A 22,519-nucleotide genomic window follows, 5' to 3' on the forward strand; every position below is an offset into this window, starting at 1 on the left:
TCCTACGGTCCTGCGGTGATGGCCCGCGCGGTGGCCTCGCCGGTGACGGTGACCCGGTCGGCGAAGCCGAACAGCCCGAGCATCGAGCGGCGGTAGGTGATCGTGACGCGTACCTGGACGACGGTCTCCCCGGCGATGCGCGGGAAGCTCACTGTGTGGCCGGTGGTGCCGGCGGCGGAGAGGTAGTTGGCGACCGCGACGCGTGCCTGCGGTTCGTTGATCCGCTTCGGCCCGCCCTCGATCGCGGTCGCCCGGTCGATGGCCTGCCCGCCCGCGCGTGCCGCCTCGGCGGCCAGGTTGTCGGCGCGATGCAGGGTGCGCAGCTGCCCGGCGCCGTCGAAGGAGAGGCCGATGATGGCCAGTACGCCGATCATCGCCACAGCCAGGAAGATGCTCACCCGGCCGTGGTCGTCGGTCAGCGGACGTACACCTGTCGGGGTGCTCATCGCCGGCTCCGGTAGCGGTCCAGGGGTGAGGTGAAGCTCGCCACTACGCGGTTGTCGGTCGGCATGCCGGGCAGCGCGCCGAGCCTCAGGTCCCGGAAGGACACCCGGCAGGCGACCTGGATGGTGACAGTGGCGTCCTGCCCGACGGGGCTGCGGAAGGCGTCGTCGAAGCTCGTGGCCCGGCCCTGCACCGAGCCGGTGAACGTCAGCGTGGGGGTGTTGGTGCAGGCCAGACCACGCCAGTCCAGCTGGTTGCGGGCGGCCTCACGGGCCTGGGCGCGGGCGGTGGAGGCGTCCCGGGAGATCGAGGCGGCGCGGGCGGCGTCGTGCGCGGCGGCGTCGATCGCCTCGGCGGCCACCGCGCTGCGCCCGGCCACACCGGCCAGCACCATGAGCGCGATGAACGCGGGCGCGAGCACCGCCACCTCGATGGAGACCGAGCCGCGCTCGGCGGGACGGTTCACGGCTGGGTCACCCGCTCCACCGTTCCGTGGGCGGTCTGCTGCACCGCGAAGTTCACGCCGGGCACCACCGACAGGGACCGGCCGCGCACCGTGCAGGTCACCTCGACCTCGGTGGTGACGCAGCTCGGGCCGTTCTTGTCCCAGCCCACCAGCCAGCCGCCGGTGGCGGTCAGGAACCGTGTGGCGCTGGCGGCCCCGGCGCCCTCGGGCGCCTGATACAGCCGCTCGGCGTTGACCCCGCTCTGCGCGGCGTTCAACGCCGTGGAGCGGGCCAGGAAGACGGCCGAGACCTGGATCGACGCGAACAACAGCAGCAGGATCAGCGGCATCACCACTGCCAACTCCACAGGGTTGGCACCCCGCTCCCGGTCACCGGCCACGAGCCGACGCCGGGCGGTCGACACCGCCCGGCGCCAGCACGGGTACGCGGCTCCGCGCATGTTTGCTACTTCGGGTTCGTGTGGGTCGGAATGTTCGTCATCCAGTCGTTGGCTTTGCTCAGGGCCAGTCCGGTGACGATTGTCGCCACGAAGACCAGACCGAAGATGATCACAGCGGTCGGGACCGGGCTGTCGCCGCGCTCGCCGTCGCGGCGCACCTCGGCGAGGCGCGTCGTCAGCACGACGTGCAGGTAGCTGATGAGGGACATGGCGTACTCCTTCTCGGGGTGTGGTCAGACTCGGGCGAGGAACGGATAGACGACGAAGCCGAGCAGCACGAAGACGAGCAGTGCGCCCGGGATGTCGAGTCGGCTGGTCACGCCCTCGGCGCGGGCGAGGTTGTCGGTGCGGATCTGGTCGCGCAACGAGTCGGCCCGGCTGCGCAGGGTCTCGTGCACCTGCGCGCCCTCGCTGCCGGAGGACCGCATGATGGCGCCGACGTCCCCCAGCTCCGGAATGCCGATCTTGTCGGCGAGGTCGCGCAGTTCGTCCCAGGGCGCGTGCATCTGCATCTGGGCGATCCGCAGGGCCTCCTGGAGTCTGTCGAAGACCCAGCCGTCGCAGACCGCGGCGGCCCTTTCCAACGACTGCACAGGCCCGTGCGCGGCGGACAGTTGCAACGCCACCAGGTCCAGGTAGGTGCAGACGGCCTGACGGAACTCGTCCCGGGCGGCATCCGCTTTGCTCAGCACCGACCGGTGCGCCAGCAGCCCGGCGACCAGCGCCATGCCGAGGCTGCCGAGCACCGGTATGACCAGGGGAAACGAGATGCCGAGTACGAACAGCGCGACGCCGAGCAGGGTCGGCGTGGCCAGCCCGATCAGCGCGGAGAGCAGCACCGACAGCGCGTACTGCTCGGAGGTCTGCCCGATCAGGGCGAGCTGTCGGTGCGGCGGTCGCAGCCAGCGGGCCAGCCCGGTCAACCAGTCCGGTTGCCGGGACGTGGGAGCGGCGACCCGGCCGAGGCTGGGCGGCTGGTGCAACCTGCGCAGCGCCGGCCCGAGCGCCGGGGTCGCCGGCACCAGTTCCCGGATCACAAGGAACAGGCCCAACCCGATGGTGGCCCCACCGCACACGGCGATGGCGAGGTGCCAGTTGACGACGATCATCGGCGCTCACCTCCGCCGCGCGGGCCCGTGCTGCTCGCGTTCACGCCACCACCTCCTGCGGGTCCGGCGCCGGCAGGAACCGGGCCGGGCGCTGCGGCTGGCTCATCGAACGGACCCAGGCCAGCAGACCGATGAAGGCCGCGCCGAGGGCTGCCATCACCACCTGGCCGGTCGTCGTGCCGTACGGCTTGATGTACTCGGTGTTGATCAGCCCGTACGCCAGGGTCGCCAGGGTCATGCCGGTGAGGAAGCGGACCGCGAACCGGGGCTGGGTGCGCTTGGCCTCGATCTCCCGGCGGGTGGCGACCTCCGCCGCAGCCGCGCCGGCGATCGAGCCGAGCACGTCACCGAGCCGCTCACCTCTGTCGCTCAGGTGCAGGATCAAGGCCGCCACCACCTGGTCGCAGACCGGGTCGCCGATCTCGTCGGCGAAGGCCAGCAACGCGGTACGCGCCGTCCAGCCGGCCTGCAACCGGGCGGCGAGCAGCCGTACCTCGTCCTCGATGCCCGGTGGCACGCTGCCGATCGTGCCGATGATCGACTGCTGGAGGCCCTGCCCGATGCCGGAGACGTCCTTGAGGCGGCGGGTCCACTCGCCGACCGCCTCGATCCGGGCGATGGCGCGTTGCTCGGCCTTGCCCACCGCGAACAGCCACGGCGTGCCGGGTACCGCCACCGCCACCAGCAGACCCACCACCGGCAGCCCGGTCAGCAGGAAGGCAAGCGCGCCGGCCACCACTGCGGCGAGCAGCAATGCCTGATGGGCGCGCTGCTCGGCGGGGTTGGGGCTGGATCCGCGCCACAATCGACCAAGGCCGGGGCCCGCGCCGGGACCGGGGCCGGCGGGCCGGCGGGTGCCCACAAGCGCGACAACGGCCAGCAGCAGTCCGGCGACACAGGCGGCCCCGGAGACCACGGCGATCAACTCCAGGCTGTTTCCCATCACGTCACCGCCGTGCCAGTCGGGTCTGTCGGGGGCGGCGCCACGCTCCGGTGCCGGCCTCGATCCACCTGGTCAGCAGCCGTGCGTCGTAGCCCACCCGCAGCAACTGGTCGCGGACCCGCTCGGGCAGGTGCCGGGGGACCGCGCGGCCGTCCGGGCCCGGCCCGAACACTGTTGTGGTGGTGATCCGTCCGGCCTCACCGGCCCCGATCACCTCCTCCACGTGGGAGACGAACCGGTGCTTGCGTCCACCGATCGCGGTCTCGTCCTCGACGGTGACGTAGACGATCAGGTCGAGGGCGTTGCCGGCCATCCGCCGGGCCTGGTCGACTGTCATCTCGCGGCCGTGGGCCAGCGCCAGCTCGACGATCCGCTCACCGACCCCGGAGGCCGTACGGGCGTGGATCGTGCACATCGAACCCCGGCTGGTGGTCATCGCCTGGAGCATCGGCACGATCTCCCGGGAGCGCACCTCGCCCACGATGATCCGCAGTACGCCCATCCGCAGCGACAGCGGGATCAGGTCGGCGATCGTCACCTCGCCCGCCGGCCGGCCGTCGAAGCCGCGCTCGCCGTGCCCCTCACGGGCTTCGAAGCTCATCACCGCCCGGTGTCGCTCCCGGCGTCGGGCCGGCAACAGCTCCCGGCTCTCCTCCAGCAGCACGTACGGCTCGTCGGGCGGGATCTCGTTCATCAACGCCCGGATGATCGTGGTCTTTCCGGCACCGGCCAACCCGGCCACCATGATGTTCAGCCCGGCGCGCATCGCCGCACGGAGGAAGTCGCGCAGCAGCGGATCGATCATCTCGTCCAGGTCGCCCCGGGCGCCGGCCACGTCGTCCAGGCTCACGTCGAGCGTGTTGTGCTTGCGGATCACCGCGTACGGGCGGTGGCTGACCAGGAACACCGCGGCCAGCCGGCTGCCGTCGGGCAGTTGCAGGTCGAGTGTCGGTTTCACAGTGGACAGTGACCGTTCGGTCGCGCCGGCTCGCCGGGCCGCCGCCTGGAGGATCTCCACCAGTTCGGCGTCGCTGTCGGCGATCGGCTCGGCCCAGTCCACCCCACCGCCGTGCCTGGTGATGCGCACCTGGTCGCAACCGAGGATGTGTACCTCCTCGATGGTGTCGTCGACAAGGAGGGTCTGTAGCCGACCCAGCCCGACCAGCTCGGCCGTCACCTGATCGAGCAGCAGGCGCTCCTCGCCTGCGGCCATCGGCGTACCGGCCCGGCGGACCGCGTCGGCGTACTCGGAGACCACAGCGACGGCTAGTCGCGCCCGCTCGGTGTCCTCCTCGTCGACTGTGAACTCCCGGCCGCGCTGCCACAGGGTGAGGCGTTCGGTCAGTTCGCGGCGAAGCTCCCGCACCACCTGGAAGTCCGTCCGGGGTCGGGGTTGCTCCGGTGGCGGGTTGACGGCGGGGACCGGGGTCGGTAGCGGTGGATGGTGCCGGCCGTTCGGCGTGGGCAGCGGCGGTGCCGTGGACGTCGCACCCGGCGGCTGCTGACGCGGGTCGGCGGAGACCGGCTCAAACCGCATCGGGCACCACCTGCTGCACCGGCCAGGCAAGTCGCGCCCGCCGTCGTTCCAGCAGCGCGCCGACCGGCACCTCCAAGCCGGCGGCCGCGCGCAGCAGCGGCCGTCCGGACCGCACCGTGCCACCAAGGGCCAGCACCTGCGCGGTACGCGGATCGTGCGGCAGTCGGGCGATGACAGGCAGTTTCAACGCGCGGCTGATCTCGGTACGTCCGTGCCCTTCGCCGACCAGCAGCAGCCGTAGCGTGCCCGGCGGCACCCGGTGGTCGGCGAAGTCCCGTTCGAGGGCGGTGGCCACAGCTCGCGTTCCGGACAGGTCCGGCAGGTGGGCCCGGGTCACGAGCAGCACCACAGAGGCGGCCCGCAGCAGTGGCAACGGTGGGCCGGTGACATGCAGGCGACCGCAGTCGACGAGCACGTCGTAGCCGGGGTTGCCGCGGTCCAATGCGGTGAAGTAGTCCGCGAAGCGCTGCCAGAGCGGTGTGACACTGCCGGCCTGGGCCGGGTCGACAAGGCCGGGCAACAGCAGCCGTTCCCGGCGTGGCGCGTCCAGATCGACAAGCTGCGACCAGAACGCCGTCTCCAGGTTGCCGTCCCGCAGCTCCCCGACTGCCAGTTCGCCGATCCCGCGCGGCCCGTCCAACTGGCCACCGAGATATCCGGCGAGGATCGACCCGCCGGCCGGGTCGCATTCGGCCAGGACCAGTCGGCGGTGCCAGGCCAGCGCGCAGGCCAGCGCCGAGGTGGTCACCCCGGGCGAACCCTTCGCGGACACCAGCGCGATGATCGCCATCCTCAGGCCGCCTCGGTAAGCACGACGGCGAGCCGCTCCTGGGCGGCCAGGGCCACCACGGCGGGTACGTCCCGGACGGGGAGCGCCAGGTACAGCACTCTCTCGTTGTCCGTCGGGCTGACCATGTCGATCACGGTGGCCGCGAACCGGGTGCCGGTGGCGGTCGCCCCGGTGGCGTTGTCGTCCGGCGTGCTGACCAGCAGGACCTTGTCGCCGGGGTGCAGTTCACGCGCCGGAACCTGCGCGGGCTTCAGGCCCAGCGCGATCTGCTGCTGACCCGGACCGAGCAGCGGGGCGTCGGTGACCTGCCCGAGGGTGAGCAGGGTGCCGGGGAGCAGGGCCACGGCGGCCCGCTTGCCGACCACCTCGTTCAACCGGGCGGCGGGCACCGGGTCCAGCCCCTGCCCACCGGCGACCTGGACGGTGATCAGGTCGGCGGCGCTGATCTCCCGCCCCACCTCCACCGGCCGTGCCACCGCGAGATAGCTGCCCGTTGCACGGACCGAGGTGACCGCGAACGCGGCGCCCAGCCCACCCAGGGCGATCAGGAGTACGGCCAGGCCGAGCAGCCCGGGGCGAACCCGGCGCTGCCGTACCACCTTCGGCGGGCTGACCGGCGCGTCCACCTGCCCGGCCCCGTTACGCGTCGCCAGACTCACCGGTCATGCTCCGTTCGCTCGCTTCTCACCTGGTCACCACCTGGAGCTCGTTGATCTGGACCGGCACGGTGCCACTGGTCCGGGTCTGGGCGATCTCGCCCTCGACGCCGCCGCCGGTCCACCAGCGCACCGTCCAGAACGTTGTGGCACCCACCCGGTACGTGCCGGCCTTCGGGTAGCCGTTGCGGTAGCCGCAGTCCGGGGAGGGCCGGCCTGCGCGCCTGCCCTTCGCGTCGTACGGGGTGCCGGGGCCGGTGCAGGTGACCTTGTCGCCGTTGCCCATGTCCCAGACGATCCGGTCGACCTTCGCCTCGATGGTGACTGTCAACCCTCTGTCGGACGCGGACGCGCCTAGCGGCCCGAAGTAACTGGCGCTCGGTGTGGCCCACATCCAGACCGGGAGGCCGACGAGGCCGGGGCCGATGTCCTTGCGGGGTGCCACCCGCAGCCGCGCGGGCAGCAGCTTGATCGAGGCGAGTGCCCGCCGGGCCAGCTCCTCCGGGTCGGGTGGTGCGCCGAAGCCGGGCGGCGGGGCGCTGCGCAGCACCACGTTCTGGGCACCGAGGTCGCCGCCGTTGCAGGTCTCCACGTACCACTGCTGACCTTCGGGCGCCTCGTTCTGCGGCTGGGCGAGCTTGTAGTAGCAACCGCTGCCGTTGTCGAACCAGCCGAGCGCCTCGTGGTAGCAGGGGATGGTCCGACCTGCCCACTGGCAGACACCACCACCTCCGCCTCCGCCGGAGTCCCCGCCACCGTTGTCTCCGCCGCCACCGGGACCGCCGGGGGTGCCGGGTTCGTCGTCCCAGACGTTGCAGTCGGGCTGGCCGGGTGGGCACTCCACGCCCGGGTCGGCGCGGCGGGCGGCGGCGGCAGGCAGGGTCGCGCCGACCACCAGCAGCAGAGCCATGCCGACGCCGGCGAGCATCCGACCGACCGGGGTGCCCTTTCCTCCCCGGGTCAGCACGGCTGGTCCTGGTGTGCCGCGCCGGAGCTGATCAGCCATCGGCCGTCCGGATAGCGGGTGGCGGTGGCGGTGGCCAGGTGCCTGCCGCCGCCGCTGCCGGGGACCACCCGTCGGTCCTTGGCGTAGACCAGTCGGTAGCCGGTCGCGTCCAGGCAGTCCTGGATCTCCACGGTGGCCGGCTTCGAGTCCAGGCTGACCGAGGTGACGGTCGGGTCGGATTTCAACGTCCCGGTACGCATCGCGCCGTGCTCCTTGGCCTGGAGAATGGACATCTGGACCCGGGTCAGCAGTGGATCAGCGAGAAAGCGGGACAGTTCCGGCGCATGCGGATCGCTGCGTCCACTCGCCGCGCGTGAAGCCGCGAGATAACCGGCATATGCGTCGAGCGCAGCCTTTTCCGCAGCCAGTCGATCGGCGTCCGAATCCGCTTGTCGGTCCATGCCCCGTGGCACCGTCGGCCGTTCGACGGTCTCCCGTTCGCTGCCGCAGGCGGCGACCGGCACCGCTGCGACGGTCACTAGCAGGCAGATTGCCGCTCTTCTGAGCTGCCGTCCGCGCACCGTCGAGCCCTCCTCGTGATCGCCCGGCGGCGAGGGGGTCACCGCCGCAGGGCATACGGAAGCGCGCCCGGATGAGCCCATCCGAAGCCGTTCATTGCGCTTCCACATTCACCGTTACGGATCTTTACAAATGCGATGTCCTGTGTTGTTCGGTCGATGGAGTGAGGCTTGCGTCGCACTCAAGGGGCGAGCATAAGCTGACGTCCGCTGATGCAACAGAGGCAATTCAACTGAACACGCTGCGTGATGATGGGTGGTGGTGGCGGGTGTCCGTGCTGCGCTGCGGGCGACGGTCGGCCGGAGGTTGGGCCTCGCTCGGGCCTCGCCGGGTCGGAGTGGGCTGCCGGACGATCTCCGTCGGGCTCGGGAGTGGGACATCGCGTCCTCATCCCGGCATCCCGACGGGGTCGAGGGTCGATTGGCGAGGGGGTCGGTCGGGCTCGGTGATCGGCGTCGACAGGGCCGGCGGTGCCGCCGTCGGGTCGAAGTTCAAGGTCGCTTTCCGCGCCATCCGCTACACCAGAGCGATCGTTCAGTCACGATACGTGTTCGCCTTCGCGGGGGATGTCGACCCGTCGGTGGGACCGACATGGCACTGACCGGCCCTGCGACGGCCGCGCCGGGCCACCACTGCCAACCCGATCGGAGCCCGGCCGGCCGGCTCTCGACGGTCCTGGCCGCCCTGTCGGTCAGCCCGCTGCTGCGGTTGGCCGCCCTGCGCTACGCCGTACCGTCGGGCACCGAAAGCCGGACCGGCTGCGACGCCTGCGGCGAACCGATCGGACTGACCCGGCCCTGGCCGGCGCTCGCCCCGGTCGGCCGCTGCGGTCGCTGTCGAGCCCGGGTCGGACCGCCGCCCGGAACGGTCGAGGTGGCCGCGCTCGCCGCAGTGGTGCTGCTGGTGCTCGTCGGCCCGGCCGGCGGGGCGCTGCCGGCGCTTGCCTGGTGGCTCGGGTGGACGATTCCGGCGGTGCTCGTCGACCTGGCCGTGCACCGGTTGCCCGACCGGCTCACCCTGCCGGCGGCGGCCGGCACCTGGCTGCTGCTCGGTGCTGCCGCGCTGGCCTACGCCGAACCGGCACCCTGGCTGCGGGCCGTCGCCGCAGGCACGGGGCTGGCGCTGCTCTTCGCCACCAGCACGCTGCTGCTCGGCAGGCGTGGCTTCGGGCTCGGCGACGCCAAGCTGGCGCTCAGTGTGGGCGCGCTGCTGGGCTGGTGCGGCTGGTCTGTAGTGGTGCTCGGGCTGCTGCTGGCCTTCGGGCTGTCCGCCCTGGTCAGCATTGGTCTGTTGGCGGCCAGGCGGGCGCGCTGGTCCACCCACCTGCCGTTCGGCCCGTTCCTGTTGCTCGGCACGGTGGGCGCCCTGCTGCTGGTCACCTGACCACCTCTCGATCACCTGACCGCGGGTTCTGGGTGGCGGGCGCGGTCGGCCCGACGGCGTAGCGCCTCGGCGGCCGGGCGGGCCAGCAGCGGGGTCACCACCGCGGCGACCAGGGCGCCGAGCAGGACACCCGCTACCACGTCGTGCGGGTAGTGCACACCCACGAAGACGCGGGAGAAGGCGGCAAGCGCTGCCAGCGGCAGTGCGAGGAGGCCGAGCCGGCGGGAGAGCAGCAGCGTGGTGACCGCCAGCGCTCCCGCAACTGTGGCGTGGTTGCTGGGAAACGACCAGTCACCAGGTAGCGGACAGGCGCCCGCGATGATCGCCTGCCCGATCGTCCGGCACGGCCGGTCCTCGTCCACCACGGTCTTGAGCCATTCGCTGCCCGCGTACGCCAGGAGGGTCGGCAGCGGCGCGACAAGGGCGAGTGCCCGGTTGTGCGGGCCGCCGGCCAGGCGGCTCAGCGCGGCCGCCAGCAGCAGCGCGCCGAGCAGCAGGATCACCCCCTCGGTGGCGTGCCCGACGAACCACTGCACCGCCTGCGGGCTGTCGGCGGCGGCGTCGACCACGTCGTGGTACCACTCGGCGCTGATCTCCGGAACGTCAATGCTGCCGGTGTCGGCCATGAATCACCTCACCTGATGTTCATACCGCCTTCATGTTGGAGACAACGTAGGAACGCGCCAGCGGGCACCGCAGGAGCCGAAGGTCAGGCCAACCCCACGACCTTCGTCCAGCAACCGCACAGGCGTCTCTGCTTGGCTCGTCAGAAGATGTCGGCACCCAGGAGGCTCCGTGCACACCAGTTCGGCCACCGACCAACCGCCGCCCACCGCTGGGACGGTGGACGACGAAACCTGGCAGATCAGGCGTACCGGGGCTGATCTGGACCGGCTCGGCGAGACGGAGTCGATCTTCGCGTTGAGCAACGGGTGGGTCGGCTGGCGAGGCGTCCTCGACGAGGGGGCGCCCGGTGAGATGCCGGGCAGCTACGTCAACGGCCTGCACGAGCGGCGCGAACAGACCTACCCCGAGGAGGGGTACGCGTTTCCGCAGGCCAACGACACAGTCATCAGCGCGCCGAACGCCGCGCTCATCCGGCTGTGGGTAGACGACGAGCCGCTGGACATCAGCACCGGAACGCTGCACCGACACGAGCGGGTGCTCGACCTGCGCACCGGTGTGCTGCGCCGGGAGACCGAGTGGACCTCGCCCGCCGGGCGGAGGGTGCTGATCCGCAGCACCCGGCTGGTGTCCCTGCCCCGCCGCCCGGTCGCCGCCGTCCGGTACGAGGTCGAGCCACTGGACGCCCCCGTCGAGCTGCGGGTCTGCTCGGACCTGCTGGCAAACGAGCGGGTGCCGGAACGCTCGGACGACCCGCGCGCCGCCTCGGTGCCCACCGATCCGCTGACCGCCGAGGCGCATCACGCGAACGGCCTCGACGGGGTGCTTGTACACCGCACCGGGCGCAGTGAGCAGCGCGTCGCCGTGGCGGTCAGCCACCTGCTGGACGCGCCGGACACGGTGACCACCACCTGCGACGACGTCCCCGACCGCGTACGCCTGACAGTGGCCGGCCGGCTGCACCCGGGCGAGCGGCTGCGGCTGACGAAGTTCGCCGCGTACGAGTACGGGCCGGTCGACGGGCCGCCGGCCGACGAGTTGGCCGACCTGGTCGTCGCCGAGGCGGACGCCGCCCGGGCGGACGGCTTCGACGCCCTGCTCACCGACCAGCGTGCCAGCCTGGACGCCGCCTGGCAGGTCGCCGACGTGCTGCTCGACGGCGACGCGGAACTCCAGCAGGCGATCAGGTTCGCCATGTTCCACCTGATCCAGGCGGGCCGCCCGGACGGCGACCGCACCATCTCGGCCAAGGGCCTGACCGGCAACGGCTACGACGGTCACGTCATGTGGGACACCGAGACGTACGTGCTGCCGGTGCTCACCTACCTGGCGCCGGCGGTGGCCCGCTCGGCGCTGGCCTGGCGCCACAGCCACCTGCCGGAGGCCCGGGAGCGGGCGGCCGAGCTGCGGCTGGCCGGTGCGACGTTCCCGTGGCGGACCATCGGCGGCCGGGAGTGCTCGGGCTACTGGCCGGCCGGTACCGCAGCGCTGCACGTCAACGCGGACATCGCCGACGCGGTGCTGCGCTACGTGGCGGTCACCGACGACCAGCGGTTCCTCGCCGAGGCGGGGCTGGAGTTGCTTGTGGAGACGGCCCGGCTCTGGCACGGCTACGGCCACTGGTCGGAGACCGGCGAGTTCCACCTGCACGGGGTGACCGGCCCGGACGAGTATTCCGCGCTCGGCGACGACAACGTCTTCACCAACCTGATGGCGCGGCGCAACCTGCGGGGCGCGGCGGACGCAGCCGAGCGGCACTCCGACGCCGCCGGGCGGCTCGGCGTGGACCCGGCCGAGATCGCCGGCTGGCGGGCCGCCGCCGAAGCGCTCTTCATCCCGTACGACAGTGAGCGCGGGGTGCACGAGCAGGCCGCCGGGTTCACCAGGCAGCCGGAGTGGAACTTCGCCGACACCGACGAGGACGACTACCCGCTGCTGCTGCACTTCCCCTACCTGGAGCTGTACCGCAAGCAGGTGGTCAAGCAGGCCGACCTGGTGTTGGCCATGCAGCACTGCCCGGGCGAGTTCACCGCCGAGGAGAAGGCCCGCAACTTCGCCTACTACGAGGCCCGTACGGTCCGCGACTCGTCCCTGTCGGCCGCCCCGCAGGCGGTGCTTGCCGCCGAGGTCGGGCACCTCGACCTGGCGTACGACCTGTTCGCCGAGTCCGTCACGCAGGACCTTGCCGACCTTGGCGACAAGACCGCCGACGGGCTGCACCTGGCCTCGCTGGCCGGGGCGTGGCTGGCGCTGGTGCAGGGCTTCGGCGGGCTGCGCGACGACCGTGGGGTGCTCTCCTTCGACCCCCGGTTGCCCCGGCGGATCGACAGGCTGGCGTTCAGCCTGCGCTGGCGCGGCCACCGGCTACGTGTCACGTTGACGCCGGCCGAGGCCCGCTACGAGCTGCCCGACGCCGCGCCCGACGCCACCGTCGAGCTGTGGCACCACGGTGAGCACCTGCGTGTCACCGGCGCGGAACCTGTCACCCGGCCGATGCCGCCGGTGCCCGACCCCGGGCCGGAGCCACCCTCCCCGCCGGGTCGACGCCCCGACCGCCGCTCGGCCGCCTGACCGCCCTGCCGCCCGCCCTCAGGCGGGCGGCAGGCCGCCGGCCATCCGCTCGCGGACCGCCTCCAGCGCCTCGAAGGCGTACGCCCAGTTGTGGCACTTGAAGCTGCGCAGACCGTCGATGGCCGTGTGGCAGTCGGAGCAGCGTACGCCGGGGATGGCGGCGGGCACCTCGGTGTTGACGTACTTGTGTTCGCCGAGGATGACGGTGGCGATCATGTTCTTGTCGTGCAGGCCGGAGAGCGCCGACGAGACGATGTCGTACCAGGTGACCCGCCTGCCGCACTTCGGGCAGTCCGGTTCGTCGCCGCTGACCCAGAGCGGTGCGCCGATGCTGCGCGCCGGCATGCCGAGCAGCTTCTCCAGCCGCCGGACGTCCGACTCCGGCGTGGTCCACCGGTGCCGGCCGGGCAACGAGGCGGGCGAGTCGTACACGGCGCGGAACAGGTCGTGGTCGACCCGCACTGTTTCCCGCTGAATGGTCATCGGCGTCCCTCCCCTGTGCGTCGGTGCCCCCAAGGTGGTCGGCGTTGACCAGGGGTGCAGCCGGATCAACGACACGAGGGGTCAGCGGGTCATCGCCTCGGGTGTTAGACATCGAGATCGGACCGCGTCGAAGGGACCCCTCGTGAGCGACCAGCCGGCACCTGACACCACCGACGTCACCGCCCAACCGAACGTCGCCCGGATGTACGACTACTTCCTCGGTGGCAGCCACAACTTCGCGGTCGACCGGGCCGCCGCCCAACGGGTCCTGGAGATCTTTCCGGAGACCGGGGCCGCCGCCCAGACCAACAGGCACTTCCTGCGCCGGGCCGTCCGCTTCGCCGCCGAGCAGGGCGTACGCCAGTTCCTGGACATCGGTGCCGGCCTGCCCACCCAGGGCACTGTGCACGAGGTGGTGCGGGCCGTGGCACCTGACTCCCGGGTGGTGTACGTCGACTACGACGAGGTCGCTGTCGCGTACGCCCGAGAGTTGCTGGTCGACGTGCCCGGCACTGCTGTCGTGCGGGGTGACCTGCGGCGGCCCGAGGACCTGCTCGACCACCCGGCGTTACGCGGCACGCTCGACCTGGATCGCCCGGTGGCCGTGCTGCTCCTCGCGGTGCTGCACTTCGTGTCGGATGACGACGACCCGTGGGGTGCCGTCGCCCGGCTGCGGGACGCCACGGTGCCCGGCAGCCACCTGGCGCTGTCGCATCTGACGTTGGACGGCATCCCGCCCGAGTTGGCCGAACGTGGCAAGGCGATATACCGCAACAGCAGTGCCCCGCTGGTGCCCCGCACCCACGCCGAGACGCTGCGTTTCTTCGCCGGGTACGACCTGGTGGAGCCCGGCCTGGTGGAGACCACCCAGTGGCGGCCGGACACCGAACCTGATCTCGTGGACTCGCACGGCTACGCCGGGGTCGGCATCCGCCGCTGACCGTTTCGCCGTCGACGGCGAGCCCCGGGTGGTACGACGGACGCAGGGCGTGCGTGCCACCCGGGAGGAGCGCCGATGGCGAGCAGGCCCGATCGGCTGCTGCGGGGGCGGGACGTGCCGCTCAGCGCGTCCTTCCTGGAACTCTTCTTCGACCTGGCGTTCGTGCTCGCGCTCAGCCAGCTGGCCCAGCATCTGCTGCACGACCTCACGCTGGCCGGCGCGCTGCGCACCGCCCTGCTGCTGGCGGGGGTCTGGTGGATCTGGGTCACGACCACCTGGTTTGCCGACTGGTACAACCCGGACACGCCCCTCGTGCGGGCGGTGCTGGTCGTCGCCACACTGGCCAGCCTGCTGGCGGGGGTGGCGGTACCGCAGGCCCTGGACGGCCGGGGTGTGCTGTTCGCCGGCGCGTACGTCGCCGTCCACCTCATCCGGGGTGCGGTCACCGGCGTCGCGCTGCGGGGCCATCCGCGGCAGTCGCGGGCGTTGCGGATTCTGTGCTGGTTCAGCGTCTCCGCGGTGCCGTGGCTGGCCGGTGCGTTCCTCCCCGAGTGGCGGGTGCCGCTCTGGGCGCTCGCCCTCGCAATCGACCTGACCGGGCCGCGAATGGGTTGGCCCACCCCCTGGTTGGGTCGCGCCGGGCAGGAGGAGTTGCACCTCGCCGGGGAGCACTTCGCCGAGCGGTACCAGCAGATCATGATCATCGCGCTGGGTGAACTTGTCCTGGTGGCCGGCCTTACGTACGGCGGCACCCGCCTCGACCTCGCGGAGACCGCCGCCTTCCTGCTTGTCTTCGCCACTGCCGTGCTGATCGGTCTGCTCTACGTGACGCCCGCCGGCCTGCGGTTGGCGCCCGCCATCGAGCGGGCCGCCTCGTCCCGGCTCGGCGTCCTCACCGGGTACCTGCACCTGGTGATGGTCGCCGGGATCGTGCTCACGGCCGTCGGGGCGGAGCTGAGCATCGCCCGCCCCACTGTTGTCGACGACACGAGGGCCGTCATGGTGGTCCTGGGCGGGCCGATGCTCTTTCTCGCCGGCCGGATCGTGTTTTCCCTGGCGATCCACCGGCGACTCTCCTGGCCGCGGGTCGTGGGCCTGTTGGCGCTGGCCGGCGCGGCGGTCGTCCTGCGACTTCCGCTGCTGGCGGTCAGCGCGGTCGCCACCGGGGTGTTGCTTGTGGTGACCGCGCTGGACCGCGCCGGCATCACCTCCTATCGCCGCACGCAATCGCCTGACTGAAATGGGTATGGGGAATCGGCTCTGATTGCCGCCCTGCATCTGGTTCGGGGGAGCCTGCCGCCTGTCGGAGGGTGGCGGTGCGCCCAGGTCAGCCCTTCACCGCGCCCGCGGTGAGCCCTTCGGTCAGGAAGCGCTGCCCGAGGGCGTACATGATCACCACGGGGATGCTGACGAGCAGCGATGCCGCAGCGAGTTGGCCCTGCGGCACGACGTCTCCCGCGATCATCGACTGCATGCCGACGGGGAGCGTCTTGTACTCGTCCTTCGTGATGAACACGAACGCGAAGAGGAACTCGTTCCAGGCGTTGGTCAGGGTGAACAGCGCGACCGCCAGCAGCCCCGGCTTGGCGAGGGGCAGCACGACCCGGCCGAACGCCTGGAGGCGGGTGCAGCCGTCGACAAGCGCTGCCTCCTCCAGCTCGATGGGGATCGACGAGAAGTAGCCCACAAGCAGCCAGGTGGCGAACGGCAAGGTGAAGGTCGGGTACGTGACCACAAGCGACCACAACGAGTCGGTGAGCCGCGCGCCGATGAGCATCTGGTACAGCGGGATGAACAGCAGCGCGCCCGGCATCACGTAGGTGAGCAGCACCGTGACGGTGAAGCTCTGCGCGCCTCGGAACCGCAGCCGGGCCAGCGCGTAACCCGCGAGGGCGGCGCAGACAAGTGCCACAGCCGTGGAGGCGGCGGACACCAGGATGGTGTTGAGGTACCAGCGGCCGAACGGCTGGTTGGCGAACAGGGCGGTGAACTGCTCAAGGGTCCACGGCGTCGGCCACAGGTCGTCCGTGCGCATGACGACCTGGCCCTCGGACTTGAAGGCCGTGACGGCGATCCAGTACAGCGGGCCCAGCACGAAGAGGAGCAACCCGGCCAGCGCGACCCAGGAGCCGACGCCCGACACGGCTGACGACGATCGGCGACCGCCCCGGGAGTTCAGGGCCGAGACCACCCGGCCGACCGCCGCCGCGATCAGCAGGATCACGCCGAGGACCACCGCCGCCTTCCAGAAGATCTGCGGCGACGCCCAGAGCAGCAGACCGGTGACCACAGCGGTGACGACCCACGGCAGCGCCTTGCGCGTCGACCCGGCCCACCGCTGCGCCCCGACCCACTGCCTACCTCGGCGTCGCCGGGGGAGTCGGGCACCCGAGTCCTGGCGTAACAACCGGACCAGGACGAACACCAGCCCGCCGATGATCGGCAGCATGACGAGCGTGACCGCCGCGCCAGCGCCGTACTGGAGTTGCAGGATCGCCTTCGAGTACGCGACGAGCACGTACGGTGCTGTCACGTCGCCCGGACCACCCTGCGTCAGCAGCCAGACGAGGTCGAAGTTGTTGAACGTCCAGATCGACGACAGGGTCACCGTCACCGTGATCACGTGGCGCAGTCCGGGCAGCGTCACGTTCGCGAACCTCTGCCACGACGAGGCGCCGTCGATTGTCGCCGCCTCGTAGAGGTCCGCCGGGATGGCTTTCAACCCCGCGAGGAAACACACGGTGAAGAACGGCACGCCCTTCCAGACGTTCACGAGGATCACCGACGGCATGGCCAGGTTCGGGTCGGACAGCCAGCCCGCCGGCCAACTGTCGACCAGGTGCAGGTCGACGAGCAGCGGCCCGATCCCGGTAGTGGTGAGCAGCGTGTTGACGCTGCCGAAGATCGGGTCGAGCAGCGCACGCCAACTGAACGCCGTGACCACCGTCGGCACCACCCACGGCACCAGCAGCAACCCGGCCAGCACCGCCCGCCCACGGCGTCGGTGGTGCAGCAGCAGGGCCGCGGCCAGACCCAGGACAACCTTGAAAATCTCGGCGTACGCGGTGAAGACGAACGAATTCACCACGCCTGTGTGGAACTGGCCGTCGCCGACCAGGGCGAGGTAGTTGTCCAGGCCGACGAACACGGTGTCCTGTCCGTGCCGTTCCGTGGTGCTGGTGACTATCGACCGGCCGATCGGCACGAGAACGAGACTGCCGACCAGTAGGGCCATGGGCGCCAGGAACAGCGCCGCGAGCCGCCAGTCGCGACCCAGCCGCCGCTGGGTCGCCGTGAGTGAGCCGGGTCCCGACGGCGGGGAAACCCTCGCCGTCGGGACCCGCGCTGGGCGGACCGTTCTCACTGCGGCAGCCCCTGCTGGTTGAAGATCTGCACCATCTTCGTGTGGGCGGCCTTCACGGCCTGCGCGGGAGCCGTCCCCTGAACGACCTGCTGCATCATGTCGGTGAGGACGTACGCCGCGCCGGCCGCCTGCTGGCCAGCGCTTGCCTTCTGCGGGAAGGACAGGCCGTTCTTCGTGTTCAACGGCAGCTTCAGCTCGGTGATCTTGCGGAGCATGGGGAACGCCGGGTCGCCGCTCGTGAAGAACGGGTCGGCGTCCCAGACCTTCTCCCAGGCGGGCATGACCAGGCCGGGCGCCTCCTTCGCCACCCCGAGCAGCGCGGGCGCGCTGACCAGGTACTGCGCCAGGAGCTTGGCGAGTGCGGGGTTCTTGGCGCCCTTGAAGACGACGAAACCCTGCGACTGGCCGAGCAGCAGAGGGTTGTTGGTCGCCGGGCCGATGCAGTCCGAGAACACGTGCGTGTTCTCGTACACCGGGTTCTTCTTGGTCCTGGAGTCCGCGTACACGCTGAACTGGTTGCGGGTGTAGCCGAGGATCCCGGCGAGCCAGTTCTCGTTGTTGCTGGTGTCGGTCCAGCTCGCGATCCCCGGCGGCAGCATCGGCTTGTACTTGGGGTTGGTGTAGATGTCGCCCAGGAAGGTCACCGCCTGAACCGTCTCGGGAGAGTCGAACGTGACCTTCCGGCCGTCGTTGGAGGCGATCGACCCGCCGTAGGCGTTGATGAGCGCCTCGATCATGCCGTTGCCGTCACCGGACCGGTTCACCGTCATGCCCCAGCCGAAACGGCGCTTCGCCGGGTCGGAAATCTCCAAGCACAGGTCCCGCAGTTCCTCCCAGCTGTAGATGTCCTTGGGGGTGATGCCCTTGTCCTGCATCCAGTCCTTGCGCAGGAAGGACCCGATCCCGATGAAGTGGTACGGGATCGCGAACCACTTGCCGTCGAAGACGCAGAAGTTCTTGGCCTCGGCGCAGGGCTCGCCGTACTTCGCGGTCAGCGCTTGAACGACGTCCGTCACGTCCTCCAGGTCGCCCAGCGCCTGGAACTGCGCGACGAACCGGGAGTCGGTCATGAACGCCAGGTCACGCGCGACCCCGCCCTTGACCTCGGCGTCGATCTTGGCCACCACGTCACCGGCGTCGGCCTGAACCAGGCTGTTCTCGATCTTCGTGCCGGTGGTGTCGGCGAACTTCTTGATCGAACTGTCGAGGGCTTCGTTCGCCGCCGTCGAATACAGCTTCTGCGACAGCATCCCCATCGAGGAGCCCTTCATCGCCGCGGCGGCGTCGATGAGCTCCTGTGGAACCTCCGCCTGGACCCTGGTGGGCGATTCGGAGGTGCCCCCACACGCGGCCAGACCGGTCGCGCCGAGCACCCCCACCCCTACTCCCAGAAAGCCGCGCCGGGACCACACCGGGTTGTCCTTCATGGACATGTGCCTCCTTCATCTCCCGGCATCGCTGCACGCCGATGGCGCAGTTGGCGTAGTAGACGAACGTCGCGATGCCCCTGCTTGTCTGTTTCTCTTCGGGCGACCACAGTCGAGTCACCCGCATCGATCAGTGCGTTCGCGTAGACCCATCACGTGCGTGGCGCGGTCGAGCTGAGAAAGCGGTGCTGAGGTGCCAGTTAGGTCGGCCATGAGGGCCGCCACCGTTCGAAATTTCGAACCGAGTTCGAGATACCGTATCGGGTGGACGCGACGCTAGAGCAACGGCGCAAGTGATGTCAATGTTTCGATGCGGTTTCCGACGGAAGGCGGCAAACCGTCTATCGGGTCGGGGCCCGGTAGCCCATCCGGGCGGACAGCGCGGCCGCGCCCTCGCGAACCAGTCCCGCCCACTCCACGTGCGCCTGAGGAGTCCAGCGGATGATCGGCGCGGACAGGCTCATCGCGGCGATGGTCGCGCCGGAATGGTCCCGGACCGGCGCGGCGACGCAACGCATGGCGGTATCCGACTCGCCCACGTCGACCGCGACGCTCTCGGCCCGGACACGATCAAGATGCTCGCGGAGCAGGTCCGGATCGGTGATGCTTGCCGGCGTCATGCCGAGCAGGTCGCCCTTCGCCAGTACGGCGTCCAGGCCTGCCTTGTCGAGACCCGACAGCAGGATCTTGCCGACCGCCGTGCAGTGGGCAGGCAACCGCCGACCCACCGCGGACACCATTCGGACGGGGTGCGTGCTGTCGAACTTCACGAGGTAGATGACATCGGAGCCGTCGAGGACTGCCACGTGGACAGCCTCATCGCACGCGGCGGCCACGTCCCGTGCCACGCACTGCGCCTCGCGTACCAGGTCAAGCCGGCCGGAGAACGCCGCGCCGAGCTGGAACAGGGGCATGCCGAGCCGATACTGCACCGGCTGGCCCGGGACGGAGATCAGGTACGAGCGGGCCTCAAGCGTGACGAGCAGTTCGTGGACCGTGGTACGGGGCAGATCGAGTCGCTCCATCACCTGACGGGCCGACAGCTGAGGGTGGTCCAGGAACAGTTCGAGGACGTCGAGTGCGCGGTTGACCGCCGGTACCACACGGGGCATGTCGATAGTCCCTTCGAAGTGCCGGACTCGCGCGGAAGGATCTCCACGCGGACCAGCACCTGAAGAGGATAGCTGCGGCAGCGCCCAGCGCCAGGCTGGCCGGGTGCCTACCTACACGGGTGCGGGCAGCTTGGGCAGTCGCCGGATGCCGACATTCATCAACATGGCCGGACACTGCGGAACGGCTACAGCCGCTCGAAGCTCTCCATGCCGGCGAGTTTCAGCACCTCGGTCCGGGTTGCCGGGCACTCCTGCCGGGTCTGGTCGTCGATCTGGCGGCCGGTCGGCACGGGGCCCTGCTTCTCGTACCAGGAGTAGAGGTTCACGGTGAGGTTGGCCATCACGCCCGTCTCGGACCCGATCCCCTTCAGTATCGGCAGTTGGCCGTCGAGGTAGGCACACACCTCCTTCGCCGGCACCGCGGTGCCGGCGGCCGGAGCGGATCCGGCCGCGCTGGGCGCGGTTGCGGTGTCCGGCGCCGCATCTGCGGAGGTCTCGGGTGCGTCGGCGTTGGCGCACGCCGTCAGAGCGAGCGCAAGGCAGAGGGCCGGCGCGAGCAGTCGGATCGTTTTCATCGGTGTTCGTCCTGACGTGGTCGTTGGTGGGTAAGGCCTGTGGTGGGTGTGTTGTCAGCGTCGGCGGCGTTTGCGGTGACGAGCCAGAGCCCTGCGGGCAGCCGGTAGCCGACGCCAGGTTCACGGAAGCGGTCGAGCAGTCGGATCACCCCCGCCCGGGCCGAGGCCTGCCCGGCCGGGGGAGCCGACCGGTACGCGGCACCGGCCGGACCGATCTCGACAAGCCATTCGGCCACCAGTTCGGCGTCGTCTGGAGCATCCAGGACGACATCACACGGCGTGATCGTGATGGCGGTGAAGCCGGCATTGTCGAGGACCTGGGCAAGCCGCGTCGGGTCGGCGAAGGAGAAGGGGCCAGGCTCCTCACCGACCGGCAGCGGCGGCAACGGCCCGAGGTGCGGTGCCGCCCCGAGCAGCGTGGCGGACAGCCACGGGTTGACGCCGCCGTCGCGGAAGACGGTCGCGGCGAGGCGCCCTCCCGGGCGCAGTGATCGCCGGATCGTGGTGCAGCCCGCAACCGGATCCGCCAACAGCATCAGCGTCATTCGCGAGAACGCCGCGTCGAACGGTGCCCCCGGCACGACGTCGAGAGTCTCGATGTCGGCCAGGTGGAACTGGATGCCCGGGTACCGGTCGGTGGGGAACCGTCGCCGAGCGGCGGTCACCATCGCCTCGGCGATGTCGACGCCGACCGCCGTGCCGGCCTCACCGACCGCCGCGGCGAGTTCGGCTGTGGTGCCGCCGCAGCCGCAGCCCACGTCGAGGACCCGCTCGGCGGGCCGTGCGGCCAGCCGAGCCATGGCCGCCGCGCCCAGCGGTCGACCCACCTGGTCCTGCCGATCGGCCTGTCGGACCCAGCCAGCGGCCGCTGCCGCCCAGAAAGCGGCGTTGCGGGCCCGCAATCCGGCGGTGTCGGCCATCAGAACGGCATCTCGGTGCCGTCGACGCTCATCGATCGGAAGTGAGCCGCCTTCGTCGGGTCGAAGCCGTCCTCCTGCGCCGCCAGGCCCGCAGCCCGGACCAGCCGTTCCGACTGGAACCGACGGAATGCGGCCTCGTCCTGCCAGACGTTGATGATCCGCCAGCCGTCCTCGGTGGGCCCGGCGACATGGGCGACGAGGCCCGGCGGCCGGTCCGGACCGAGGTGTCGCTCCACCTGCCGATATTCCGCCTCGCTGACGCCGGGCATCTCCTGCAACACACCGAACGGCATGGTCGCCGCCTCTCGTTAGAGTGAGTCTCTATCCAATAGAGCACTACACTCGATCGGTGGTTGTCAAGCGAAGTTATGACTCCTCCCGCCGGCAGGAGCAGGCCAGGCAGACCCGGCGAGCAATCCTCGACGCGGCTGGCCGCCTGTTCGTCGACCCCGGCTACGCGGCCACGCCACTGACCGCCGTCGCCGCGGAAGCCGGCGTGGCCGTCCAGACCGTCTACGCGGTTTTCGGCAGCAAGCGGCACCTCCTCTCCCAACTGGTCGACGTCACCCTGGCCGGCGACGACGAACCGGTGGCCCTGCCCGACCGGCCCTTCGTCACCGAGATCCGCGCACTCGCCGACCCCCGCGCCAAGCTCACTCGCTACGCCCGCCATCTGGCCGAAGTCAACGCCCGGCAGGCCCAGGTGATGCTCGCGCTGGCCGGCGCGGCCACGGCCGATCCCGACGCCGCCGAAATCTGGCGCAAGAACATCGACGACCGCCGCCGTGGCATGGGCATGTTCGCCGCCGAACTCGTCGGCACCGGAACTCTCCGCCCCGAACTGGACGTCGAACAGGTGGCCGACATCCTCTGGCTGGCCCAGGACTTCCGCAACTTCGACTGGCTGGTCCGGCAACGCGGCTGGCCGCTGGAGAAGTACCAGCGGTGGTACGTGGACACCGTCAGCGGCGCCATCCTCGCCGGCACCCAATAGCGGAGTGGCTGAGCCCCGGCACAGTTCGGGCTTTGCCGGTCACAGCCGCTCGGGAGTCCGAATGCGAGCCGGTACATCCATCGACTGGCGGAACTGGTCGGCATCTGCGGCCATGAGGGGGCTCCTCTTCAACCGTTCGGCAGTCGTCCGACGGCCATGACCTGTACCGGCCGGGACCGCTCACACCGCCCATTAGGGACGGATACCCGGAGCGAA

The 22,519-nt window shown here is 70.7% G+C and carries 24 protein-coding genes; 5 read left to right on the forward strand and 19 right to left on the reverse strand.

Translation table 11 applies throughout. The features are described from left to right. Nucleotides 1-2: 2 nt before the first annotated feature. Genes ADK66_RS02215 through ADK66_RS02265 form a run of 11 tightly spaced genes read right to left on the reverse strand, consistent with a single transcriptional unit; the run spans nucleotide 3 to nucleotide 7,912 of the window. Complete coding sequence (locus ADK66_RS02215; protein WP_053652056.1) at nucleotides 3-446, reverse strand: pilus assembly protein TadG-related protein; 444 nt, start codon at nucleotides 444-446, stop codon at nucleotides 3-5. After that, nucleotides 443-910: a TadE/TadG family type IV pilus assembly protein gene (locus ADK66_RS02220; protein ID WP_053652058.1), complete on the reverse strand. Its 468-nt coding sequence runs from the start codon at nucleotides 908-910 to the stop codon at nucleotides 443-445. Before ADK66_RS02220 ends, ADK66_RS02215 begins: the two co-directional genes overlap by 4 nt. Next, complete coding sequence (locus ADK66_RS02225; RefSeq protein WP_082377126.1) at nucleotides 907-1,350, reverse strand: TadE/TadG family type IV pilus assembly protein; 444 nt, start codon at nucleotides 1,348-1,350, stop codon at nucleotides 907-909. Before ADK66_RS02225 ends, ADK66_RS02220 begins: the two co-directional genes overlap by 4 nt. A gap of 5 nt (nucleotides 1,351-1,355) precedes the next feature. Next, on the reverse strand, nucleotides 1,356-1,559 hold the full coding sequence (locus ADK66_RS02230) for a hypothetical protein (RefSeq protein WP_053652060.1): 204 nt from the start codon (nucleotides 1,557-1,559) through the stop codon (nucleotides 1,356-1,358). A 24-nt stretch (nucleotides 1,560-1,583) separates the two neighbouring features. Further along, nucleotides 1,584-2,459 (reverse strand): type II secretion system F family protein, encoded by an 876-nt coding sequence (locus ADK66_RS02235; RefSeq protein ID WP_053652062.1) that lies wholly within the window; start codon nucleotides 2,457-2,459, stop codon nucleotides 1,584-1,586. 40 nt (nucleotides 2,460-2,499) lie between these two features. Then, complete coding sequence (locus ADK66_RS02240; protein WP_053652354.1) at nucleotides 2,500-3,402, reverse strand: type II secretion system F family protein; 903 nt, start codon at nucleotides 3,400-3,402, stop codon at nucleotides 2,500-2,502. Nucleotides 3,403-3,406: 4 nt separating this feature from the next. Next, nucleotides 3,407-4,939 (reverse strand): CpaF family protein, encoded by a 1,533-nt coding sequence (locus tag ADK66_RS02245; protein WP_053652064.1) that lies wholly within the window; start codon nucleotides 4,937-4,939, stop codon nucleotides 3,407-3,409. Beyond that, the gene (locus ADK66_RS02250; RefSeq protein ID WP_053652067.1) at nucleotides 4,929-5,729 is read right to left on the reverse strand and encodes a hypothetical protein; all 801 of its coding nucleotides are present in this window, start codon (nucleotides 5,727-5,729) and stop codon (nucleotides 4,929-4,931) included. Before ADK66_RS02250 ends, ADK66_RS02245 begins: the two co-directional genes overlap by 11 nt. A gap of 2 nt (nucleotides 5,730-5,731) precedes the next feature. Next, nucleotides 5,732-6,388, reverse strand: coding sequence for an SAF domain-containing protein (locus ADK66_RS02255; RefSeq protein ID WP_053652069.1), 657 nt, complete (start codon nucleotides 6,386-6,388; stop codon nucleotides 5,732-5,734). Nucleotides 6,389-6,413: 25 nt separating this feature from the next. Further along, nucleotides 6,414-7,352 (reverse strand): hypothetical protein, encoded by a 939-nt coding sequence (locus ADK66_RS02260; protein WP_053652071.1) that lies wholly within the window; start codon nucleotides 7,350-7,352, stop codon nucleotides 6,414-6,416. Beyond that, nucleotides 7,346-7,912, reverse strand: a complete 567-nt coding sequence (locus ADK66_RS02265; protein ID WP_053652073.1) for a hypothetical protein — start codon at nucleotides 7,910-7,912, stop codon at nucleotides 7,346-7,348. Before ADK66_RS02265 ends, ADK66_RS02260 begins: the two co-directional genes overlap by 7 nt. Before the next feature lie 589 nt (nucleotides 7,913-8,501). Between ADK66_RS02265 and ADK66_RS02270 the strand changes: the two genes are divergently transcribed. Then, the gene (locus ADK66_RS02270; protein WP_082377127.1) at nucleotides 8,502-9,293 is read left to right on the forward strand and encodes an A24 family peptidase; all 792 of its coding nucleotides are present in this window, start codon (nucleotides 8,502-8,504) and stop codon (nucleotides 9,291-9,293) included. Nucleotides 9,294-9,304: 11 nt separating this feature from the next. Here ADK66_RS02270 and ADK66_RS02275 read toward each other — a convergent pair whose 3' ends face one another. Continuing rightward, a complete protein-coding gene (locus ADK66_RS02275) occupies nucleotides 9,305-9,919 on the reverse strand; it encodes a phosphatase PAP2 family protein (RefSeq protein ID WP_053652075.1) in 615 nt (204 codons plus the stop codon). A gap of 169 nt (nucleotides 9,920-10,088) precedes the next feature. On the opposite strand from ADK66_RS02275, the gene ADK66_RS02280 reads away from it, so the two are divergent. Then, nucleotides 10,089-12,488 carry a glycoside hydrolase family 65 protein gene (locus ADK66_RS02280; RefSeq protein ID WP_082377129.1) on the forward strand — a complete coding sequence of 800 codons (2,400 nt, stop codon included), beginning with the start codon at nucleotides 10,089-10,091 and terminating at the stop codon, nucleotides 12,486-12,488. Between the two features lie 18 nt (nucleotides 12,489-12,506). On the opposite strand, the gene ADK66_RS02285 is transcribed toward ADK66_RS02280, so the two are convergent. Continuing rightward, nucleotides 12,507-12,971: a hypothetical protein gene (locus tag ADK66_RS02285; protein ID WP_053652076.1), complete on the reverse strand. Its 465-nt coding sequence runs from the start codon at nucleotides 12,969-12,971 to the stop codon at nucleotides 12,507-12,509. A 142-nt stretch (nucleotides 12,972-13,113) separates the two neighbouring features. On the opposite strand from ADK66_RS02285, the gene ADK66_RS02290 reads away from it, so the two are divergent. Together ADK66_RS02290 and ADK66_RS02295 are read left to right on the forward strand one after the other, a co-directional pair. Next, nucleotides 13,114-13,911: an SAM-dependent methyltransferase gene (locus ADK66_RS02290; RefSeq protein ID WP_157552139.1), complete on the forward strand. Its 798-nt coding sequence runs from the start codon at nucleotides 13,114-13,116 to the stop codon at nucleotides 13,909-13,911. 75 nt (nucleotides 13,912-13,986) lie between these two features. Then, nucleotides 13,987-15,150 carry a low temperature requirement protein A gene (locus tag ADK66_RS02295; RefSeq protein ID WP_053652078.1) on the forward strand — a complete coding sequence of 388 codons (1,164 nt, stop codon included), beginning with the start codon at nucleotides 13,987-13,989 and terminating at the stop codon, nucleotides 15,148-15,150. 88 nt (nucleotides 15,151-15,238) lie between these two features. Here ADK66_RS02295 and ADK66_RS02300 read toward each other — a convergent pair whose 3' ends face one another. From ADK66_RS02300 to ADK66_RS02325, 6 genes are all read right to left on the reverse strand, one after another. Further along, complete coding sequence (locus ADK66_RS02300) at nucleotides 15,239-17,146, reverse strand: ABC transporter permease subunit (protein ID WP_231639867.1); 1,908 nt, start codon at nucleotides 17,144-17,146, stop codon at nucleotides 15,239-15,241. A gap of 125 nt (nucleotides 17,147-17,271) precedes the next feature. Continuing rightward, entirely contained in the window at nucleotides 17,272-18,708 is a 1,437-nt protein-coding gene (locus ADK66_RS02305) for an ABC transporter substrate-binding protein (protein ID WP_231639868.1), read from the reverse strand. 335 nt (nucleotides 18,709-19,043) lie between these two features. Further along, the gene (locus tag ADK66_RS02310; protein ID WP_053652090.1) at nucleotides 19,044-19,814 is read right to left on the reverse strand and encodes an IclR family transcriptional regulator; all 771 of its coding nucleotides are present in this window, start codon (nucleotides 19,812-19,814) and stop codon (nucleotides 19,044-19,046) included. 185 nt (nucleotides 19,815-19,999) lie between these two features. Next, nucleotides 20,000-20,389: a hypothetical protein gene (locus ADK66_RS02315; RefSeq protein ID WP_053652092.1), complete on the reverse strand. Its 390-nt coding sequence runs from the start codon at nucleotides 20,387-20,389 to the stop codon at nucleotides 20,000-20,002. Further along, on the reverse strand, nucleotides 20,386-21,309 hold the full coding sequence (locus ADK66_RS02320; RefSeq protein WP_053652095.1) for a trans-aconitate 2-methyltransferase: 924 nt from the start codon (nucleotides 21,307-21,309) through the stop codon (nucleotides 20,386-20,388). Before ADK66_RS02320 ends, ADK66_RS02315 begins: the two co-directional genes overlap by 4 nt. Beyond that, nucleotides 21,309-21,602, reverse strand: a complete 294-nt coding sequence (locus ADK66_RS02325) for a hypothetical protein (protein WP_053652097.1) — start codon at nucleotides 21,600-21,602, stop codon at nucleotides 21,309-21,311. Before ADK66_RS02325 ends, ADK66_RS02320 begins: the two co-directional genes overlap by 1 nt. Nucleotides 21,603-21,658: 56 nt before the next feature. Between ADK66_RS02325 and ADK66_RS02330 the strand changes: the two genes are divergently transcribed. Then, nucleotides 21,659-22,303 carry a TetR/AcrR family transcriptional regulator gene (locus ADK66_RS02330; protein ID WP_231639869.1) on the forward strand — a complete coding sequence of 215 codons (645 nt, stop codon included), beginning with the start codon at nucleotides 21,659-21,661 and terminating at the stop codon, nucleotides 22,301-22,303. Nucleotides 22,304-22,519 lie beyond the last annotated feature (216 nt).

The organism is Micromonospora sp. NRRL B-16802, assembly GCF_001279555.1.
Classification (GTDB): Bacteria; Actinomycetota; Actinomycetes; order Mycobacteriales; family Micromonosporaceae; genus Micromonospora; species Micromonospora profundi.

Bases quoted from the DNA above. Each gene is read 5' to 3' on its own strand.
- ADK66_RS02215 (WP_053652056.1), bottom strand. From the start codon at position 446: ATGAGCACCCCGACAGGTGTACGTCCGCTGACCGACGACCACGGCCGG.
- ADK66_RS02225 (WP_082377126.1), bottom strand. From the start codon at position 1,350: ATGCGCGGAGCCGCGTACCCGTGCTGGCGCCGGGCGGTGTCGACCGCC.
- ADK66_RS02230 (WP_053652060.1), bottom strand. From the start codon at position 1,559: ATGTCCCTCATCAGCTACCTGCACGTCGTGCTGACGACGCGCCTCGCC.
- ADK66_RS02235 (WP_053652062.1), bottom strand. From the start codon at position 2,459: ATGATCGTCGTCAACTGGCACCTCGCCATCGCCGTGTGCGGTGGGGCC.
- ADK66_RS02240 (WP_053652354.1), bottom strand. From the start codon at position 3,402: ATGGGAAACAGCCTGGAGTTGATCGCCGTGGTCTCCGGGGCCGCCTGT.
- ADK66_RS02245 (WP_053652064.1), bottom strand. From the start codon at position 4,939: ATGCGGTTTGAGCCGGTCTCCGCCGACCCGCGTCAGCAGCCGCCGGGT.
- ADK66_RS02250 (WP_053652067.1), bottom strand. From the start codon at position 5,729: ATGGCGATCATCGCGCTGGTGTCCGCGAAGGGTTCGCCCGGGGTGACC.
- ADK66_RS02270 (WP_082377127.1), top strand. From the start codon at position 8,502: ATGGCACTGACCGGCCCTGCGACGGCCGCGCCGGGCCACCACTGCCAA.
- ADK66_RS02275 (WP_053652075.1), bottom strand. From the start codon at position 9,919: ATGGCCGACACCGGCAGCATTGACGTTCCGGAGATCAGCGCCGAGTGG.
- ADK66_RS02285 (WP_053652076.1), bottom strand. From the start codon at position 12,971: ATGACCATTCAGCGGGAAACAGTGCGGGTCGACCACGACCTGTTCCGC.
- ADK66_RS02295 (WP_053652078.1), top strand. From the start codon at position 13,987: ATGGCGAGCAGGCCCGATCGGCTGCTGCGGGGGCGGGACGTGCCGCTC.
- ADK66_RS02300 (WP_231639867.1), bottom strand. From the start codon at position 17,146: ATGGCCCTACTGGTCGGCAGTCTCGTTCTCGTGCCGATCGGCCGGTCG.
- ADK66_RS02305 (WP_231639868.1), bottom strand. From the start codon at position 18,708: ATGTCCATGAAGGACAACCCGGTGTGGTCCCGGCGCGGCTTTCTGGGA.
- ADK66_RS02310 (WP_053652090.1), bottom strand. From the start codon at position 19,814: ATGCCCCGTGTGGTACCGGCGGTCAACCGCGCACTCGACGTCCTCGAA.
- ADK66_RS02315 (WP_053652092.1), bottom strand. From the start codon at position 20,389: ATGAAAACGATCCGACTGCTCGCGCCGGCCCTCTGCCTTGCGCTCGCT.
- ADK66_RS02320 (WP_053652095.1), bottom strand. From the start codon at position 21,309: ATGGCCGACACCGCCGGATTGCGGGCCCGCAACGCCGCTTTCTGGGCG.
- ADK66_RS02325 (WP_053652097.1), bottom strand. From the start codon at position 21,602: ATGCCGTTCGGTGTGTTGCAGGAGATGCCCGGCGTCAGCGAGGCGGAA.